Consider the following 15,755-nt stretch of genomic DNA (forward strand, 5'->3'; position numbering starts at 1 on the left):
GTTGCCGCCGGATGCCAGAAATCTTGACAATCGGGGCCTTGCATGCGCTTGTCCGGCCCCTGAATCCGCCTGCCTCAGAAACAAGAGATGAGCCAAATGCACCGCTATCGCACACACACCTGCGCCGCCCTTCGTACGGGTGACGTGGGCAATAATGTGCGCTTGTCGGGTTGGGTGCACCGCGTGCGCGACCACGGCGGGCTGCTGTTCATCGACCTGCGCGATCACTATGGGCTGACGCAGCTCGTGATCGACCCCGATTCCGCGGCCTTCAAGCTGGCCGAGACTGTACGCTCGGAGTGGGTCATCCGCGTCGACGGCGAAGTGAAGGCGCGCACGCCGGAGACGATTAACGCCAAGCAGCCGACGGGCGAAGTCGAAGTCTTCATCCGCGAGCTCGAGGTGCTCGGCGAAGCGAGCGAGCTGCCGCTGCCGGTGTTCGGCGAGCCCGACTATCCTGAGGACATCCGCCTCAAGTACCGCTTCCTCGACCTCCGCCGCGAGACGCTGCACGCCAATATCGTCAAGCGCACCAAGGTGATCTCGTCGATGCGCCGGCGCATGGGCGATATCGGCTTTGCCGAGTACTCGACCCCGATCCTGACGGCGTCGTCGCCGGAAGGCGCGCGCGATTTCCTCGTGCCGAGCCGTATCCACCCGGGCAAGTTCTTTGCGCTGCCGCAGGCGCCGCAGCAGTACAAGCAGCTGCTGATGGTGGCCGGGTTCGACCGCTACTTCCAGATCGCGCCGTGCTTCCGCGACGAAGACCCGCGCGCCGACCGCCTGCCGGGCGAGTTCTACCAGCTCGACCTCGAGATGAGCTTCGTCACCCAGGAAGAAGTCTGGGACACCATGCAGCCGGTGATCACTGGGGTGTTCGAGGAGTTTGCCGACGGCAAGCCCGTGACCAAGGAATGGCCGCGCATCCCGTACGATACCGCTGTGCGCAAGTACGGTTCGGACAAGCCAGACCTGCGCAACCCGATCGAGATGCAGGACGTCACCGAGCACTTCCGCGGCTCGGGCTTCGGCGTGTTCGCCAACCAGATCGCGAGTGACGACAAGGTCGAGGTCTGGGCCATTCCGGCCAAGACCGGTGGTTCGCGCGCTTTCTGCGATCGCATGAACGCCTGGGCGCAGGCCCAGGGCCAGCCTGGCCTCGGCTACATCTTCTTCAAGGATGGCGCGGGCTCGGGCCCGGTGGCCAAGAACATCGGCGAAGAGCGCACGGCGGCGATCCGCAGCCAGCTCGATCTCGCTGATGGCGATGCCGTGTTCTTCGTGCTCGGCCGGCCGGACAAGATGTACAAGTTCGCGGGCGAAGCGCGGGTGAAGGTCGGGCTCGACCTGAACCTGACAGAGCTCGACCAGTTCAAGCTCTGCTGGATCGTCGACTTCCCGTTCTACGAGTGGAACGAGGAAGAGAAGCGCGTCGACTTCGCGCACAACCCGTTCTCGATGCCGCAGGGCGGGATCGAGGCGTTGAACTCGCAGGATCCGCTGACCATCAAGGCGTACCAGTACGACGCGGTGTGCAACGGCTTCGAGATCGCGTCGGGTTCGATCCGTAACCAGCTGCCCGAGACCATGGTGAGGGCGTTCGAGCTGACCGGCAAGTCGCGCGCTGAGGTCGAGCAGCAGTTCGGCGGCCTCTACCGCGCCTTCCATTACGGCGCTCCGCCGCATGGCGGCGCGGCCTTCGGTATCGACCGTATCGTGATGCTGATCTGCGGCGCCCAGAACCTGCGCGAGATCACACTGTTCCCGATGAACCAGCAGGCCGAAGACCTGCTGATGGGCGCCCCGAGCCCGGCCGATCCCAAGCAGCTGCGCGAGTTGGGCATCCGGGTCATCGTCAAGGACTGAACGAAGGGCGCCAGTGGCGCCCTTCTCGTTTCAGGTTGGGACTGACTCTCTCGCCGCGTTAACATTCCGTAAACCATGACCTAGGCACATTCTGCCTAGTTCCGTGGGCTCGGATTCGGTCGGGTGAAGTCTAAATACTCGCATGCGCTGATGCTGCTTGCAGCCATCGCGGCATTCCTGCCGGTGCTGGCGGTGGATTTCGTGCTCGATTCCTACGTTCGGGTGCGTGAGCGGGCCGTTCTGCAGCAATCGGCGGATGCGGTGGCGGCGCGGGTCCAGGCCACCGCCTACGAGGCCATCGCCTCGTTGCGGCGGATACTCGCCGACAGCCCGTCGCTCTGTACGCCCAGTTTCGTCGCCAACGTGCACCGGCAGCTCGAGCAGAGCATCTATCTCAAGCAGGTTCTGGTCGAGAATGCCGATGGCGTGCAGTATTGCGACGCGCTGGGCAAGGACGTGAAATACTCGGCGCTGAGCCGACCGCTGACGGTGCCGAACCACACCGAGACGCTGGAAGTGGTGCAGTATGCCGATCTTCGCGTGCCGGCCCTCAAGGTGACCCAGTCGTTCGGGACGGCGCGCAAGGTGTCTGCCTTCGTGCCCGTGCTGGCGGCGGAGGCCGAGAGCCTGGTGGGCGGGCTGAAGCCGACATCGATGGTCAGGCTGACACTGGCGGATGGCGCCGAGATCATCACCGTTGGCGATGCGCGTGCCTATGACGAGCGCGGGCGGACGGAATTCGTTCGGGCGGAGAGCTTTGTCGGGGAGCTGCCGATCCACGTGACTGCGGCAGTGCCGTTCGCGATGGTGCGTGCGGATTATGCCGACCTCGATGCGAGCTTCACCGTCGTGGCGGCGTTGATGTGCGGCGCCTTCCTGGTGCTGGCGCTGCAGTATGTGCGCAAATCCGACCTGCCGGCCTTCGACCTCGAGCGGGCCATCGCAGCGGGCGAGCTCAAGCCGTATTACCAGCCGGTCATCAACCTGAGGACAGGTGCGCTCGCAGGGTGCGAGGTGCTGTGCCGGTGGGAAAAGAAGAGCGGCGAGGTCGTCTCGCCGGGGGCCTTCATCGAGTATGCCGAGGTGACGGGGTTGGCGCTGCCGATGACGCTGAGCCTCATGCAGCAGATGAAGGTCGACCTCGAGCGGCTTTGTGCGGACATGCCGGAGCTGAAGATTTCGATCAACCTGTTCGAAGGTCACTTCCGTGACGGCAGCGTGGTCGACGACGTGCAGACGATCTTCGCCAACTCGGCGATCCAGTTTCGCCAGCTGGTGTTCGAGGTGACCGAGCGCAAGCCGATCGAGAGGATGCAGCAGGCCCAGAGCGTGATCGCGGGCCTCCATGCCCTCGGCTGCCGCATCGCCATGGACGACGCCGGGACGGGTCACTCAAACCTCGCCTACCTCCAGACACTGGGTGTCGACATCATCAAGATCGACCGGGTGTTCGTCGAGATGATCAAGCCCGACACGACGGCGGTGCCGGTGCTGGACGGGCTGATCTCGATGGCGCGGGAGCTCGGCAACGACGTGGTCGCCGAGGGCGTCGAGACGGAAGCCCAGGCGCTCTACCTGCGCGGGCGCGGCGTGGTGCAGGCCCAGGGCTATCTGTTTGCACCGCCGCTCAAGGCTGCCCCGTTCAAGGATCTGGCGCGGGCACTGAATGGTTCAGGTGAGGTCGACCCGGCGCTTGTGGCGCAGGTTGCGGCGGCCTAAGTGGGGTGACGCGACCGCTGGCGCAGCCGCAAGCTGACGCCACTCGCGAGATTGGGTTCCTGTTCCACTTTTCATCGCCCGAGATTAGTGGCACTCACTCACTCCGCGTTTCGGGAGGGGTACTATGTCGTCAGATGTGTCTGAGCAGAGGAAGGCGCTGCGCGAGGCGGCGCTGCATTTTCACCAGTATCCCAAGCCCGGAAAGCTGGAGATCCAGGCGACCAAGCCGCTGGGCAACCAGCGCGACCTGTCGCTGGCCTACTCCCCTGGCGTGGCGGCGCCCTGCGAGGAAATCGCCGAAAATCCCGAGGCGGTGACCAAGTACACGTCGCGCGGCAACCTCGTGGCGGTGATCTCGAACGGCACCGCTGTTCTCGGCCTCGGCAACATAGGTGCGCTGGCCTCCAAGCCGGTGATGGAGGGCAAGGCCGTGCTCTTCAAGAAGTTCGCCGGTATCGACGTATTCGACATCGAGATCGACGAGACCGATCCGCAGAAGTTCATCGAAGTTGTGCGGCCGCTGGAGCCGACCTTCGGCGGCATCAACCTCGAGGACATCAAGGCGCCCGAGTGCTTCGCCATCGAGGAAGCGCTGCGCGAGCGCATGAAGATCCCGGTGTTTCATGACGACCAGCACGGCACGGCGATCATCGTCGGCGCCGCGGTGCTGAACGGGCTGGAGCTGAGCGGCAAGAAGATCGAGGACGTGAAGATCTGCACGTCCGGGGCTGGGGCGGCGGCGATCGCCTGCCTGAACATCCTGCTCGCGCTGGGCGCACAACTCGAGAATATCTGGGTCGCGGACAAGGACGGGCTGCTGACCTACCGGCGCAATGACGTGAACGACAAATGGCGCGGCAAGTTCTGCCGGCACGACAGCGAGGCCACGTCTCTTGCCGAAGTGATCGACGGGGCGGACATCTTCCTCGGGCTTTCGGCGGCGGGGGCCCTGAAGCCCGAGATGCTGCAGAAGATGGCTCCCAATCCGCTGATCCTGGCGCTGGCAAACCCCAACCCGGAGATCATGCCCGAATTGGCCAAGGAGATCCGGCCCGATGCCATGGTCTGCACCGGCCGCTCGGACTATCCGAACCAGGTCAACAACGTGCTGTGCTTTCCCTTCATCTTCCGTGGCGCGCTCGATGTGGGCGCGACCACGATCAACGAGGAGATGAAGCTCGCGGCCGCACAGGCGATCGCCAAGCTTGCGCATGACCCGGGGCTCGAGGTGTCGCCGTCGGGCCAGCCGGCGGTGTATGGACCCGAGCACATCATTCCCAACCCGTTCGACCAGCGGCTGATCCTCCGCATCGCGCCGGCTGTCGCCAAGGCGGCCATGGACAGCGGTGTGGCCAAGCGCCCGATCGAGGACTTCAAGGCCTACCAGGACAGCCTCAACCGGTTCGTGTTCCGCTCCGGCCTCGTCATGAAGCCGGTGATCGACCGGGTCATCGGCCAGCAGAAGCGCGTGGCCTTCGCCGACGGCGAAGACGAGCGCGTGCTGCGCGCGGCGCAGGTGCTGATCGAGGACCGGATGGCGCAGCCGATCCTGATCGGCCGTCCGCAGGTGATCGAGAGCCGGTTGCAGCGCTTCGGGCTGACCATCAAGCCGGGTCGCGACTTCGAGCTCATCAATCCCGAGGACGATCCGCGCTATCGCGACTACGTCGCGCTGTTCCACTCGCTGGTGGGGCGAAATGGGGTGACGCCGGACATCGCGCGGACGATCGTGCGCACCAACACCACGGTGATCGCGGCGCTGGCGGTGAAGCGCGGGGAGGCCGACGCGATGCTGTGCGGCTTCCAGGGGCGCTACATCAAGCACGTCCGCGACATCCGCTCGATCATCGGGTTGCAGGACGGCGTGCAGGACGTCTCGGCGCTCTCCATGCTGATCATGCCGCGCGGGGCGTTCTTCCTCGCCGACACGTACGTCAACATGGACCCGACGTCCGATGAACTGGTCGCGATCGCGCTGCAGGCGCGCGACCATCTCAAGCGCTTCAACATCGAGGCACGGGCCGCGCTGCTCAGCTACTCGAACTTCGGCTCGCGCGATGGCGACACCGCCTACAAGATGCGCGAGGCCTATCAGAAGCTGAAGGCGGTTGCCCCCGACATGATCCTCGAGGGCGAGATGCAGGGCGACGTGGCGCTGAACGAGGACCTCCGCAGCCGCTACGTCCCGGATTCGGTGCTCAAGGGCGAGGCGAACCTGCTGCTGTTCCCCAACCTCGATAGCGCCAACCTCTCGATGACGCTGCTCAAGGAGATGAACAACGCACTCGCGGTCGGCCCCATACTCATGGGCCCGCGTGCGCCAGCGCACATCCTCGCCCCCTCGACCACCAGCCGCGGAATCGTCAATATGACGGCAATAGCCGCAAGTGAAGCGGTGGCTCTGGGGGAGAAAGTCGGATGATCCGGCACACCGTTGTCTTCAATCTCAAGCACGCACGCGGGTCGTTGCAGGAGAAGGCCTTCCTGCGCGACGCCATGGTCTTGACCGAGATCCCGGGCGTCGAGAAGTTCGAACAGCTACGGCAGACCTCGAAGAAGAACGACTACGAGTTCGGCTTCTCGATGGAGTTTGCCGACCAGGCTGCCTACGACGCCTACAATGCGCACCCGAAGCACGTGAAGTTCGTCAGGGAGCGCTGGGAGCGCGAGGTGGAGAAGTTTTTGGAGATCGACTACGAGCCGGTGTGAGGGGCATGCGCTTCACGCCCCGTCCCTGATGCCGGCGGGCTACTGGAACGCCGTTTCCGCAAAGCTGCGGAGCTTGCGCGAGTGCAGGCGCTCCGGGGGTTGATCTCGCAATATCTCCATTGCGCGCAAGCCGATCTGGAAGTGGCGGGCGACCTGGGTGCGGTAGAAGTCGGAGGCCATGCCGGGGAGCTTGAGCTCGCCGTGGAGGGGCTTGTCCGAGACGCAGAGCAGGGTGCCGTAGGGGACGCGGAAGCGGAAGCCGTTGGCGGCGATGGTGGCCGATTCCATGTCGAGGGCAACGGCGCGTGACTGCGAGAGCTGGCGGCTGATCTCGGCCTGGTCGCGCAGTTCCCAGTTGCGGTTGTCGAAGGTGGCGACCGTGCCGGTGCGCATGATGCGCTTGGTCTCGATGCCCTCGAGGTGGGTGACCTGCGCCACGGCCTGCTCGAGCGCGACCTGAACCTCTGCGAGCGCCGGGATGGGGACAGTGACGGGCAGGTCGGCGTCGAGCACGTGATCTTCGCGCAGGTAGGCATGGGCGAGGACGTAGTCACCAAGCTCCTGCGAGTTGCGGAGGCCGGCGCAGTGGCCGAGCATGATCCAGGCATGCGGGCGCAGCACCGCGATGTGGTCGGTGATCGTCTTGGCGTTCGAGGGGCCGACGCCGATGTTGACGATGGTGATGCCACGGTTGCGCGGCATGGTGAGGTGCAGTGCCGGCATCTGCGGGATGCGCGTGGCGCGGATGCCTGACGTGCCGCCGCCAAGCCGGCTGTTGGTGGTGGTGAAGCCGCCGGGCTCGATGAAGCTGTCGTACTCGGGATGGCCCTCGGCCATGTACGTCTCGGCGACCCGAGCGAACTCATCCATGTAGAAGGCGTAGTTCGTGAAGATCACGAAGTTCTGGAAGTGGTCGGGTCCGGTGCCGGTGTAGTGGGCGAGGCGCTGCAGCGAGTAGTCGACGCGCGGCGCGGTGAAGTGGGCGAGCGGGTAGGGGCCACCGGGCGGGGGGACGAAGGTGCCGTTGGCGATCTCGTCGTCGGTGTCCTGCAGGTCCGGCACGTCGAACAGGTCGCGCAGCGGGATGGGGAGGGCGTTGAGGGCCTCGCCGTCGATGCGCTCGGTCGACGGAATGGCGAAGTGGAGGGGGATGCGGGTGGACGACTCCCCGACCTCGATGGCGCCGCCATGGTTGCGCAGGATCACATCGAACTGTTCGATCAGGTAGGACTTGAACAGGTCGGGCGCGGTGACGGTGGTGCGGTAGATGCCCGGGGTATGCAGGTAGCCGTAGGGCAGCGTGCTGTCGGTCTTGCCGTAGCTGCGCGAGGTGACCTGGACTTCGGGATAGAAGGCGCGGACCCGGCCCTTGGGCACCTGGCCGCGGGTCAGGGCGAGCAACTGGTCGCGGATGAAGCCGGTATTGCGGTGGTAGATCTCGGCGACATAGGCCCAGGCAGCATGGGGATCGGTGAAGGCCTTCTGCGGCAGCGGCGGGGGAGTAATCGTGTCCATGCGGGTCTCGTTGGCAAGGCGGCGGGGACCGCTTTGCGGGCCATCCTTAGGGAACTGGAAGGGGTTGGGCAATCCGGGCATGTTACAGGCCGTTCATGATCTTCAAGTTCCGGTGAGGGGGGTGTTTCTGTCCCATTCGATGTCCCATCTTATGGGTAGTTCGCTGGAATTACTGCAAACGACCCATGCATCCGGTGAACCGCGAAGAGTAGCCCGCCGCTGCCCCCAAGCCCTCAACAGTGCGGTGGGCGCTCTTCGGGGCCGCGAGACCAGAGATGGTTTCGTGGCCCCTTTTGTTTTGAGGGACAGGCGAAGCGTCAGTCGATGCGACGGGCGGTGATCTGGACCGGCTTCTCGGTCCTGACGGAGGGCGTGTAGGTGCAGCGCAGGGTCTGCAGCACCGGGACATCCGGCACGATGATGCGCGCGAGGAAGGCCGGCAGCAGGTTGCCGCCGCGGCAGGTCATGGTGTCGCCGCTCCAGGCTACGCCGTTGCCACAGGGCGTGCGGCGCAATTGGATGTTGATGTCGCGGCCACGGGCCGACCAGGTGAGGCGGCCGTCGCAGCGGACGCCGCCGCCGCGCACCGTGTAGGTGCCGCGCTGCTCGAGGCAGAAATCCATGCGATAGGGGCCATAGAGGCGCTGCTGAACGCGGTAGCAGCCGCTGAACAGGGCGCCGCCCGGTGCATCGGGGACGATGACGCGGGTGCTCATGTCCTGGGCGTAGACGGGGGCGAGCAAGGCGAGAACGGCGAAGAGGCCGGCAGCGAGGCCGGCGAGGTGGCGAATGGCGCTCATTTGGCTTCCCTCCAATGCGCCGCCTGGGAACGGCAGCGTCCGCAAGATGACGCTAACACGTTGATACTGGTAAGAATATGACCAACGGGAACAAGCTTAGCCAGGTATTGCCAGCGTTCAGCGATAATGCTCGCGGAGCTTCTGAACCGAGAGCTCGATGAGCTGCATGAGGACCTTCTCGTCGATATCGGCGAGTTTCTTCACATAGAGGCATGCCTTGCCCATGCGGTGCTTGCCGAGATGCTCGAGGAGGAGGCGGGCGGCGTCGATGCTGTCGGGGAAGTAGATGCCCATCAGGTAGATGCTGAACTCGGCCTTTCGTGGAGCGAAACCCACGAGGAAGCTGTCGCCCTCATGCCCCGAGTCGTAGATGTAGTGGTAGTTGCCGAAGCCGACCATCGAGCCACCCCAGAGCATGGGCGGTTCACCGGTGACGCGGTGCATCATCGCCACCAGGCGAGCTGCATCGGCGCGCTTCTGCTCGCCCTCGATGGAGGCGAGGAACTCCCCGACATCGCCACCCGGCCTGGTCTTCTGCTCGGGCATAGCCGTTCTCCTTCGAACTAGCGAAGCACCAGAAGCGGGTGAGCGTCAAATCCACTTCCGGTGAGTGGCCTGGGGAGATAAGTTCGGCCGCGACAAGGGTGAGGGGACAATGCGGGTCGGCGTTCTCGGACTGGTGGCTTTGGCGGGCTTCGGCACGGCGACGGCTCAGGCGTCGGAGCTGGTCGATTCCGTGTTTCAGGTGACGTTCCACTATGCCGGCAACGACGAGACGCTCAACGACACCGTCGTTCCGCTCCTGCCCGACAATGCCTGCTACAACTGGTATATCCGGCTGGCCGAAGGCGATGCGCCCAAGACAGCGACCGAGAAACTGACGCTGCCCGTGGCGCTCGACGATTGGGGCACGCTTGCCACCGACCCCGACGACGGGATCGATATCTCGGCCGACGGCAAGGTGGCGGTGCGCACCTTCGTGCCGGAGATCGACGAGGAGGGCTGGTTCAGCCACCTGTGGTGCGTGGCCCCCGGCGACCCTGTCGGAGCGCACTCGATCGAAGTCGCCGTGGACGGCGAAGTGTTGACCACATACGACTTCACCGTCGTCCTTCCCGAGGACTACTACTGGCCCTCCATTGCCCAGCCCGTGGCACGCGAACGCAGCGTGGATCACAGCTGGTGATACCTTCCTGACGTCGATCAACCCGAGGATACTTATGTCGATTTCGATGTACGCGATCACCGTTCCGGTGTTCACGCGCTATCTCAACAACCTGGATGCCATCCTGGCCCAGGCCGAAGCGAATGCCGCCGAGCGCAAGATCAAGCCGGAGGTGCTGGGCGCCTCGCGACTGGCCCCGGATATGCTGCCGCTGACGTTCCAGGTGCAATCGACCACGGACCGCATGAAGTTTGCCCTTTCGCGCCTGACCGGCCGCGAAGCCCCGAGCTGGGAAGACAAGGAGGTGACGCTCGCCGACCTCCGCGCACGGGTGAAGAAGGGGCTCGACTTCGTATCGGGCTTCTCCGAGGCAGACCTGGCCGGCACCGAGAACAAGGTGTTGACCCTGAAGGTGCGCGGTGAGGACAAGCAGGTGCCGGCAGTCGAGCACATCACCCTCAACGCCGTGCCGCAGATCTTCTTCCATCTCACCACGGCCTACGCGATCCTCCGGCACAACGGCGTGCCGGTCGGGAAGCGCGACTTCACGGGCTGAGGCCGGAAGGATATCCGACTGAGAATCCGGCAGGCGGCCCCGTGGGGCTGCCCTCAGCTGTAGCGCTCTTCCTTCCAGGGATCGGCGTGGTTGTGGTAGCCGCGGACTTCCCAGAAGCCGCGGTGGTCGCGCTCGGCGAACTCGATGCCGCGCAGCCACTTGGGGCTCTTCCAGAAGTACAGATGCGGGACGACGAGGCGCACCGGGCCCCCATGATCGCGGGTGAGCGGCTCGTTCTCCCAGCTGTGGGCGATGAGCGCCTCGGAGGATGCGAAGTCCTCGATGGCCATGTTGGTGGTGTAGCCGTCGTTCGAGGAAAGAAGCACGAAGCGAGCGCTGGGCTTCACGCCGGCCACCTCCATCAGGTGCTGGGTCGAGACGCCCTTCCAGTGGTTGTCGTAGCGCGACCAACTGGTGACGCAGTGGATGTCGCTGACCTTGTCGAGCTGCGGATGGGCCATCAGGTCGGCGAAGCTCCAGCTCTGCGGGTGCTCCACCTCGCCGGCGATATCGAGCCGCCAGGCCTCAGTGGGTACGTTCGGCGTATGCCCGAGATCGAGGACGGGCCAGTTCTTGACCAGATGCTGGCCGGGGGGCAAGCGCGCATCCTCGGGCCGCGACTGGTGGCCGGTGAGGAACTTGCCGAGTTCGGCCCAGCGGGATTTTGTTCTCGTCAGCTTGCTGTCTTCGGGGAGATCGTCGTCGGACATGATGACCTCGTTGCCTGATTGGCGAAGGGTTCCGCGTGCGGGCCGCCAAGTCAATGCACGATGGCGCTGATTTCGTGTGCGTCGGGTGCATGTCCGATTTTGCCGGGCGAACCCATTGTCGGTGCCGGCGTTGGTCCCCAAGTGAATGCTCGACGTTCAACATTGGGAGAACCGAAATGCTGAACCCGGAAGATCGCCGCGCCATCGAAGGCCTGTTCGACCGCTTGAGCGCCGCAGAGCGCCGGGCCCCGGAGCGTGATCCAGAGGCGCAGGAACTGATCGAGCGTGAGATCGCGCGGCAGCCGGGCGCCCCATATTACATGGCCCAGACCATCCTCGTGCAGCAGCATGCACTGGAGGTGGCGGAGCGCCGTATCGAGGAACTCGAGCGGCAGGGGCAGGAGCGGGGACGTGGCGGCGGCATGTTCGAAGACGTCTTTCGCGGCGGACGCGAGCGCCAGGACCGCTATGGCCAGTTTGGCGATCGTGGCCAGCAGGCGCAGCGCCAGCGCAGCCCATGGGACCGGCCGAGCGATGCCGGCGACGGAAGCCCTCAGCGTGGCCAGCAGGGCGGCGGCGGCGGATTCCTTGCCGGTGCGATGCAGACTGCTCTGGGCGTCGCTGGCGGCGTTCTGCTCGGCAGCGCCATTGGCTCCCTGCTTGGAGCTGGGGGTGCAAATGCGTCGGAAGCAGGTGCCAACGACCAGCCGCAGGACCAAGGTAACGACAATGTCAACGACCAGGACCAGGCGGAAAACGACCAGGATTCTGGCAATGACGGAGGCGACTGGGGCGATTTCGGCGGCGGTGACGGTGGATTTGACATCGGCGGCGACTTCTAGCCGCCGTTATTCACTTGCCGGTCATCTGAATCGCTGCATGATCGGTTCCGATGACACAAAACGATATCGAGATAGACCTCTCCCATGTAGATCAGGCCGAGGGCGCCGACAGGCTCTCGGCTATCTTGACGGCCATTGCAGCCGCCGAAGAGAAGGAGCGCATCTCGATTGGGGATCTGCTTGAGGCTCTGCGTCGCCGGGCGCTCGGGGCACTGATCTTCATTTTCGCGGTGCCGACGGCTTTGCCCATGCCCCCGGGCCTCTCGACCATCGTTGGGGCGCCGCTTCTGTTCCTCACCCTCCAGCTGATGCTCGGGATGAAGCCCTGGCTGCCCAAGGTGATTACCGACCGTTCGCTGAGCCGGGTGGATTTCCATCGCGTCGTGACGACGGTGGCGCCGTGGCTGGAGAAGGCCGAGGGCATCATGCGGCCGCGGCTGACCTTCATGGCCCACCGGCCGGCGGTCTATCTGGTCGGGCTGGTGAGCCTGATCATGGCGATCATCCTGTTCCTGCCGATTCCGCTCGGCAACATGCTGCCGTCGCTCGTGCTCTGCATCCTCGCACTCGGGATTCTGGAGCGTGACGGGGTGTGGATCCTGATCGGGCTGGGAGCAGCCGTCGCGTCGGTCATGATCGTCTGGGGCGTGCTGTGGGCGATCGTGTTCGGCGCGCTGTTCGTGATCACGAACTGGTTCGGGTTCTCGTTCTAGCGGGCTGGGTTGCAGGGACAAGACCGGCGACAGGAGCCGGTCCCCAGGCAGAAGCCTGACGTTTAGCGGCTACCAGTAGGCGAGGGCCGTGAACGGGTCGTTGGTGAAGGTCCCGGACTTGCGCTTCTCGTAGAAGTTGTTCCCGCCCGCTTCGAGCACATAGAACATATTGGTGTACGGGTAGCGGTATCCGGCGGTGTGGAAGTGCTTCACATCGGTGGTGAGCGTCTGGTGCCGTTCGCCGCGCAGTATGCGGTCCGCGACGCTGTAGGCGAGGGCAGCCGAGCGCTTTTCCTTCATGGGCTTGGACAGAACGCCCGGGGCAAACTGGTTCTTCTGTCCGACGACGCCGCAGACGGACTGCGGGTACTTCCTGTCAGCCACGCGGTTCATCACCACCGTGCCGACTGCAAGCATGCCGTCTTCGCTCGAGCGGTTGGACTCGAAGTACATGGCCCGCGCGAGGCAATCGCGCGAGGAGAGGCCAAATGGGGAGAAGGTGGCGCAGCCGGCGAGACTCAACAGCAACGGCGCCGCGAACAGCAGCTTCAGGGACCCTGCCAACGATGACTCCAGAACGCGAGTACAACTAAGGAGCCGGGCTGACGCCGCCCGCCCTCCCTAGAATGCACGCACTGGAGTTAAGAGGTCGTTGAGGATGTCAGCGACGAGAGTTCGAGGACATCATCAGGCTGACCAGGCAGGCGAGCCCGGCAACGGCCACGATGGTTGGGATCGGATCACGCCGGATGGCCGTGCCGGCCTTGTAGGCCTGCTTGCCGAGGACGTGTGCGGCCACGGCACCCTGGTGCCTCGCACCATCGGCAAGATCGTGGGCGATGCCGCCCAAGCCGTGGTGGGAATTGTTGGTGTAGTGCGACAGGGTGTCGGACAGGTTACGTGCGTCGCGGGCAAGGTGGGCGAACTGGCGACCAAAGCGCTGCTGCGCACCGTCGGTGAAATGCGAGAGATCGAAACCACTGGAATGGGCCATTACGGGAGCTCCTTGAAGAGGTCGGGGAGCTAACGCAGCCAAGGATTTCCGGGTTCCAGAAACTGGGCGAGGGCAGGGCCACCTGCGGTGGCATTGTCCTGCCCTCTACTTAAGCCCGCTCAGATTGAGCCGAGCGAATTAACGAGTCGTTAATGCGCCTCTCCGGGTGGCACGACTGCCTTACGGTAGAGGTGCCAGGTCGCATGACCAAGAACCGGTACGACGATAGCAAGTCCTACCAGCAGCGGGATGGCGCCGATGACGAGCAGTGCGGCGACGATCACGCCCCACAGGGCGATCGTGACCGGGTTCTTGAGCGTAACGCGCAGCGAGGTCATCACCGCTACGGCGGCTCCGACGTCGCGATCCAGCAGGAGCGGGATGGAAACGACCATGCTGGCCAGGACGCCTGCAGCGAACAGGAAGCCGATCAGGTTGCCCCAGATCATCAGGGACAGGCCCTGCGGCGAGTTGAGGACCTCGGAGACGAGGGCCGCGAATGTCGGGGGTGAGCCCGGGCCGAAGTGCTGCTCGTAGATGAACTGCGCTGCCATCAGCCAGACGGTGAAGGTGATGAGCATCATCACGCCCAGCGCGGCGATGGAGGCGAAGGCGGGGGTGCGGAACACGTCGAAGGCCGCGCTCCAGTGGGTATCGAGGCCGAGTTCCTCGCGCCGACTCATCTCGTAGATGGGCAGGGCGACGAAGGGCCCGACCAGGGCGAAGCCCGAGATGAGCGGGAAGAGCAGGGGCCAGGAGTTGTTGCCCGACGACCAGACGGCGAGGATTGCGCCGCAAAGCGGGTAAATCAGTCCTAGGAACGCGAGGTGGGAGGGCTTCTCCCAGAAATCTCGCCAACCGAGCTTGAGCGCTTCGATCAGGTCTGCAGGACCGATCGAGCGGACCTGAGGAATGTCGAGGCGCTCGCCCGCATTCGTAAGCACGTGGAAACCAGTCATTCCATCCTCCTTCCGATCGGGGAGGCGGAAGTCGCCGCGGGCGCTCAAGAACGCCGGGCGGTAACCGCCTCTGCGTCGTAGTGTCACTGTAGCGCGCTTCTTGGGCGATGTCGAAGGGCCAGCCGAACGGCGCCGTAACGGTACCCAGCCTGCGATTTTCAAGGGGTGCTGCACGGCGCCGCAGGGTTGACAGGGCGGCTTGCGCCCCCAAATGCAGGGATACCGTCAAAAAGGGAGAGACGATGAGCAAGCACGAGGCACGCCTTCACCGCCAGTTCGACCGGATCGGCAAGGCCGTTCCGGCGACGTCCGGCTTCCTGTCGTGGATCCGGCGCCCCGCGGCACGCCTCGTCCGAATTCCACTCGGGATACTGCTGATCCTCGGTGGCGTGTTCAGCTTCCTGCCGGTGCTCGGCGTCTGGATGCTGCCGCTCGGGCTCTTCCTCATCGCGATCGACCTGCCGTTCCTGCAGGGGCCGATCAATCGCATCAGCTTCTGGGCGGAGCGCAAGTGGATCAACTGGCAGCGGGCGCGCAGGGCCAAGAAGGGCGGCTGACCCTATTCGAGCGTGCCGTTCGCGATGGCGGCTTCGAGCAGGTCCACGGCGTGGGCCAGCTTTTCGTCGATGATGTGCAGGTAGCGCTTCCAGTCATCGAGATGACCCAGTTCCTCGTCGCCGTCGGATATGCCGCGCAGGGCGATCAGCGGGACGTTGAAGCGCTGGCAGGCGCGGAGGACCGCGTAGGTCTCCATATCCACCATGTCCGCGTCGATTCTGTCGTAGGCGGCGCCGGAGACGACATTGGCGCCGGTGGAGAGGGTGGCTCCCGCGATGCCCGGAACGAACGGGCCCAGCGGGATGATGGCGGGCTGATCCAGAAGCGGCGTTACGCCGGGCTCAAAGCCGAGGGTCGAGGCATCCATGTCGCGGTAACCAACCGACGTCGCCTGGTAGACTCCGGTCTGCTCGAGCTTCGCTGAGCCGGCGGAGCCGAGGGAGACGACGAGGGCAGGCAGCTTGCCCGACTGTTCCAGCTTGCTCAGTGCGTGCGTGACGACGATGGCAGCCTCGACCGGGCCGACGCCGGTCATCACCGGGGTGATGCGCGACCGGAGGTGCGGCCCGTACTCGTTGTCGAGCGCCATGACGTAGAGGATGTCGGCGGAACCAGGCTTGCGGGTGGCGAAGGGCATGCAGGGTCCTCT

General features: G+C 64.8%; 17 protein-coding genes. 9 read left to right on the forward strand and 8 right to left on the reverse strand.

All coding sequences use genetic code 11. The features are described 5' to 3' along the window. Positions 1 to 96 precede the first annotated feature (96 nt). The 4 genes from aspS (at position 97) to PRN20_RS20590 (ending at position 6,294) form a co-directional block, all read left to right on the forward strand. Complete coding sequence (gene aspS, locus PRN20_RS20575) at positions 97 to 1,866, forward strand: aspartate--tRNA ligase (RefSeq protein WP_273959509.1); 1,770 nt, start codon at positions 97 to 99, stop codon at positions 1,864 to 1,866. Between the two features lie 123 nt (positions 1,867 to 1,989). Then, positions 1,990 to 3,585, forward strand: coding sequence for an EAL domain-containing protein (locus PRN20_RS20580; RefSeq protein WP_273959510.1), 1,596 nt, complete (start codon positions 1,990 to 1,992; stop codon positions 3,583 to 3,585). A gap of 124 nt (positions 3,586 to 3,709) precedes the next feature. Next, entirely contained in the window at positions 3,710 to 6,007 is a 2,298-nt protein-coding gene (locus tag PRN20_RS20585) for an NADP-dependent malic enzyme (protein ID WP_273959511.1), read from the forward strand. Beyond that, the gene (locus PRN20_RS20590; RefSeq protein WP_273959512.1) at positions 6,004 to 6,294 is read left to right on the forward strand and encodes a Dabb family protein; all 291 of its coding nucleotides are present in this window, start codon (positions 6,004 to 6,006) and stop codon (positions 6,292 to 6,294) included. Before PRN20_RS20585 ends, PRN20_RS20590 begins: the two co-directional genes overlap by 4 nt. A 39-nt stretch (positions 6,295 to 6,333) precedes the next feature. Here PRN20_RS20590 and PRN20_RS20595 read toward each other — a convergent pair whose 3' ends face one another. The 3 genes from PRN20_RS20595 to PRN20_RS20605 all read right to left on the reverse strand — a co-directional run bounded on the left by PRN20_RS20595 (position 6,334) and on the right by PRN20_RS20605 (position 9,155). Further along, positions 6,334 to 7,809 (reverse strand): AMP nucleosidase, encoded by a 1,476-nt coding sequence (locus PRN20_RS20595; RefSeq protein ID WP_273959513.1) that lies wholly within the window; start codon positions 7,807 to 7,809, stop codon positions 6,334 to 6,336. Positions 7,810 to 8,126: 317 nt separating this feature from the next. Further along, positions 8,127 to 8,609 (reverse strand): hypothetical protein, encoded by a 483-nt coding sequence (locus PRN20_RS20600; protein ID WP_273959514.1) that lies wholly within the window; start codon positions 8,607 to 8,609, stop codon positions 8,127 to 8,129. Between the two features lie 117 nt (positions 8,610 to 8,726). Continuing rightward, the gene (locus PRN20_RS20605) at positions 8,727 to 9,155 is read right to left on the reverse strand and encodes a DUF1801 domain-containing protein (protein WP_273959515.1); all 429 of its coding nucleotides are present in this window, start codon (positions 9,153 to 9,155) and stop codon (positions 8,727 to 8,729) included. 109 nt (positions 9,156 to 9,264) lie between these two features. On the opposite strand from PRN20_RS20605, the gene PRN20_RS20610 reads away from it, so the two are divergent. Then, a complete protein-coding gene (locus tag PRN20_RS20610; protein ID WP_273959516.1) occupies positions 9,265 to 9,795 on the forward strand; it encodes a hypothetical protein in 531 nt (176 codons plus the stop codon). Between the two features lie 34 nt (positions 9,796 to 9,829). Then, on the forward strand, positions 9,830 to 10,330 hold the full coding sequence (locus tag PRN20_RS20615; RefSeq protein ID WP_273959517.1) for a DUF1993 domain-containing protein: 501 nt from the start codon (positions 9,830 to 9,832) through the stop codon (positions 10,328 to 10,330). 53 nt (positions 10,331 to 10,383) lie between these two features. Here PRN20_RS20615 and PRN20_RS20620 read toward each other — a convergent pair whose 3' ends face one another. After that, positions 10,384 to 11,040, reverse strand: coding sequence for a sulfite oxidase-like oxidoreductase (locus PRN20_RS20620; protein ID WP_273959518.1), 657 nt, complete (start codon positions 11,038 to 11,040; stop codon positions 10,384 to 10,386). 176 nt (positions 11,041 to 11,216) lie between these two features. Between PRN20_RS20620 and PRN20_RS20625 the strand changes: the two genes are divergently transcribed. Further along, the gene (locus tag PRN20_RS20625; protein ID WP_273959519.1) at positions 11,217 to 11,882 is read left to right on the forward strand and encodes a DUF2076 domain-containing protein; all 666 of its coding nucleotides are present in this window, start codon (positions 11,217 to 11,219) and stop codon (positions 11,880 to 11,882) included. A gap of 50 nt (positions 11,883 to 11,932) precedes the next feature. After that, positions 11,933 to 12,595, forward strand: coding sequence for an exopolysaccharide biosynthesis protein (locus PRN20_RS20630; protein WP_273959520.1), 663 nt, complete (start codon positions 11,933 to 11,935; stop codon positions 12,593 to 12,595). Positions 12,596 to 12,664: 69 nt separating this feature from the next. Here the strand turns inward: PRN20_RS20630 and PRN20_RS20635 are convergent, their stop codons facing one another. The 3 genes from PRN20_RS20635 to PRN20_RS20645 all read right to left on the reverse strand — a co-directional run bounded on the left by PRN20_RS20635 (position 12,665) and on the right by PRN20_RS20645 (position 14,548). After that, positions 12,665 to 13,159 (reverse strand): cell wall hydrolase, encoded by a 495-nt coding sequence (locus tag PRN20_RS20635; protein WP_273959521.1) that lies wholly within the window; start codon positions 13,157 to 13,159, stop codon positions 12,665 to 12,667. 97 nt (positions 13,160 to 13,256) lie between these two features. Next, the gene (locus PRN20_RS20640) at positions 13,257 to 13,589 is read right to left on the reverse strand and encodes a hypothetical protein (protein ID WP_273959522.1); all 333 of its coding nucleotides are present in this window, start codon (positions 13,587 to 13,589) and stop codon (positions 13,257 to 13,259) included. Between the two features lie 149 nt (positions 13,590 to 13,738). Continuing rightward, positions 13,739 to 14,548, reverse strand: coding sequence for a DUF2189 domain-containing protein (locus PRN20_RS20645; protein ID WP_273959523.1), 810 nt, complete (start codon positions 14,546 to 14,548; stop codon positions 13,739 to 13,741). A gap of 242 nt (positions 14,549 to 14,790) precedes the next feature. Here PRN20_RS20645 and PRN20_RS20650 point away from each other — a divergent pair, with 242 nt between their 5' ends. Continuing rightward, complete coding sequence (locus PRN20_RS20650) at positions 14,791 to 15,105, forward strand: hypothetical protein (RefSeq protein ID WP_273959524.1); 315 nt, start codon at positions 14,791 to 14,793, stop codon at positions 15,103 to 15,105. A 2-nt stretch (positions 15,106 to 15,107) separates the two neighbouring features. On the opposite strand, the gene PRN20_RS20655 is transcribed toward PRN20_RS20650, so the two are convergent. After that, on the reverse strand, positions 15,108 to 15,743 hold the full coding sequence (locus tag PRN20_RS20655) for a 5'-methylthioadenosine/S-adenosylhomocysteine nucleosidase (protein ID WP_273959525.1): 636 nt from the start codon (positions 15,741 to 15,743) through the stop codon (positions 15,108 to 15,110). Positions 15,744 to 15,755: the final 12 nt, after the last annotated feature.

Source organism: Devosia sp. ZB163 (assembly GCF_028613635.1).
Lineage (GTDB): Bacteria > Pseudomonadota > Alphaproteobacteria > Rhizobiales > Devosiaceae > Devosia_A.

Bases quoted from the DNA above. Each gene is read 5' to 3' on its own strand.
- aspS (WP_273959509.1), top strand. From the start codon at position 97: ATGCACCGCTATCGCACACACACCTGCGCCGCCCTTCGTACGGGTGAC.
- PRN20_RS20585 (WP_273959511.1), top strand. From the start codon at position 3,710: ATGTCGTCAGATGTGTCTGAGCAGAGGAAGGCGCTGCGCGAGGCGGCG.
- PRN20_RS20590 (WP_273959512.1), top strand. From the start codon at position 6,004: ATGATCCGGCACACCGTTGTCTTCAATCTCAAGCACGCACGCGGGTCG.
- PRN20_RS20595 (WP_273959513.1), bottom strand. From the start codon at position 7,809: ATGGACACGATTACTCCCCCGCCGCTGCCGCAGAAGGCCTTCACCGAT.
- PRN20_RS20600 (WP_273959514.1), bottom strand. From the start codon at position 8,609: ATGAGCGCCATTCGCCACCTCGCCGGCCTCGCTGCCGGCCTCTTCGCC.
- PRN20_RS20605 (WP_273959515.1), bottom strand. From the start codon at position 9,155: ATGCCCGAGCAGAAGACCAGGCCGGGTGGCGATGTCGGGGAGTTCCTC.
- PRN20_RS20610 (WP_273959516.1), top strand. From the start codon at position 9,265: ATGCGGGTCGGCGTTCTCGGACTGGTGGCTTTGGCGGGCTTCGGCACG.
- PRN20_RS20615 (WP_273959517.1), top strand. From the start codon at position 9,830: ATGTCGATTTCGATGTACGCGATCACCGTTCCGGTGTTCACGCGCTAT.
- PRN20_RS20620 (WP_273959518.1), bottom strand. From the start codon at position 11,040: ATGTCCGACGACGATCTCCCCGAAGACAGCAAGCTGACGAGAACAAAA.
- PRN20_RS20625 (WP_273959519.1), top strand. From the start codon at position 11,217: ATGCTGAACCCGGAAGATCGCCGCGCCATCGAAGGCCTGTTCGACCGC.
- PRN20_RS20630 (WP_273959520.1), top strand. From the start codon at position 11,933: ATGACACAAAACGATATCGAGATAGACCTCTCCCATGTAGATCAGGCC.
- PRN20_RS20640 (WP_273959522.1), bottom strand. From the start codon at position 13,589: ATGGCCCATTCCAGTGGTTTCGATCTCTCGCATTTCACCGACGGTGCG.
- PRN20_RS20645 (WP_273959523.1), bottom strand. From the start codon at position 14,548: ATGACTGGTTTCCACGTGCTTACGAATGCGGGCGAGCGCCTCGACATT.
- PRN20_RS20650 (WP_273959524.1), top strand. From the start codon at position 14,791: ATGAGCAAGCACGAGGCACGCCTTCACCGCCAGTTCGACCGGATCGGC.
- PRN20_RS20655 (WP_273959525.1), bottom strand. From the start codon at position 15,743: ATGCCCTTCGCCACCCGCAAGCCTGGTTCCGCCGACATCCTCTACGTC.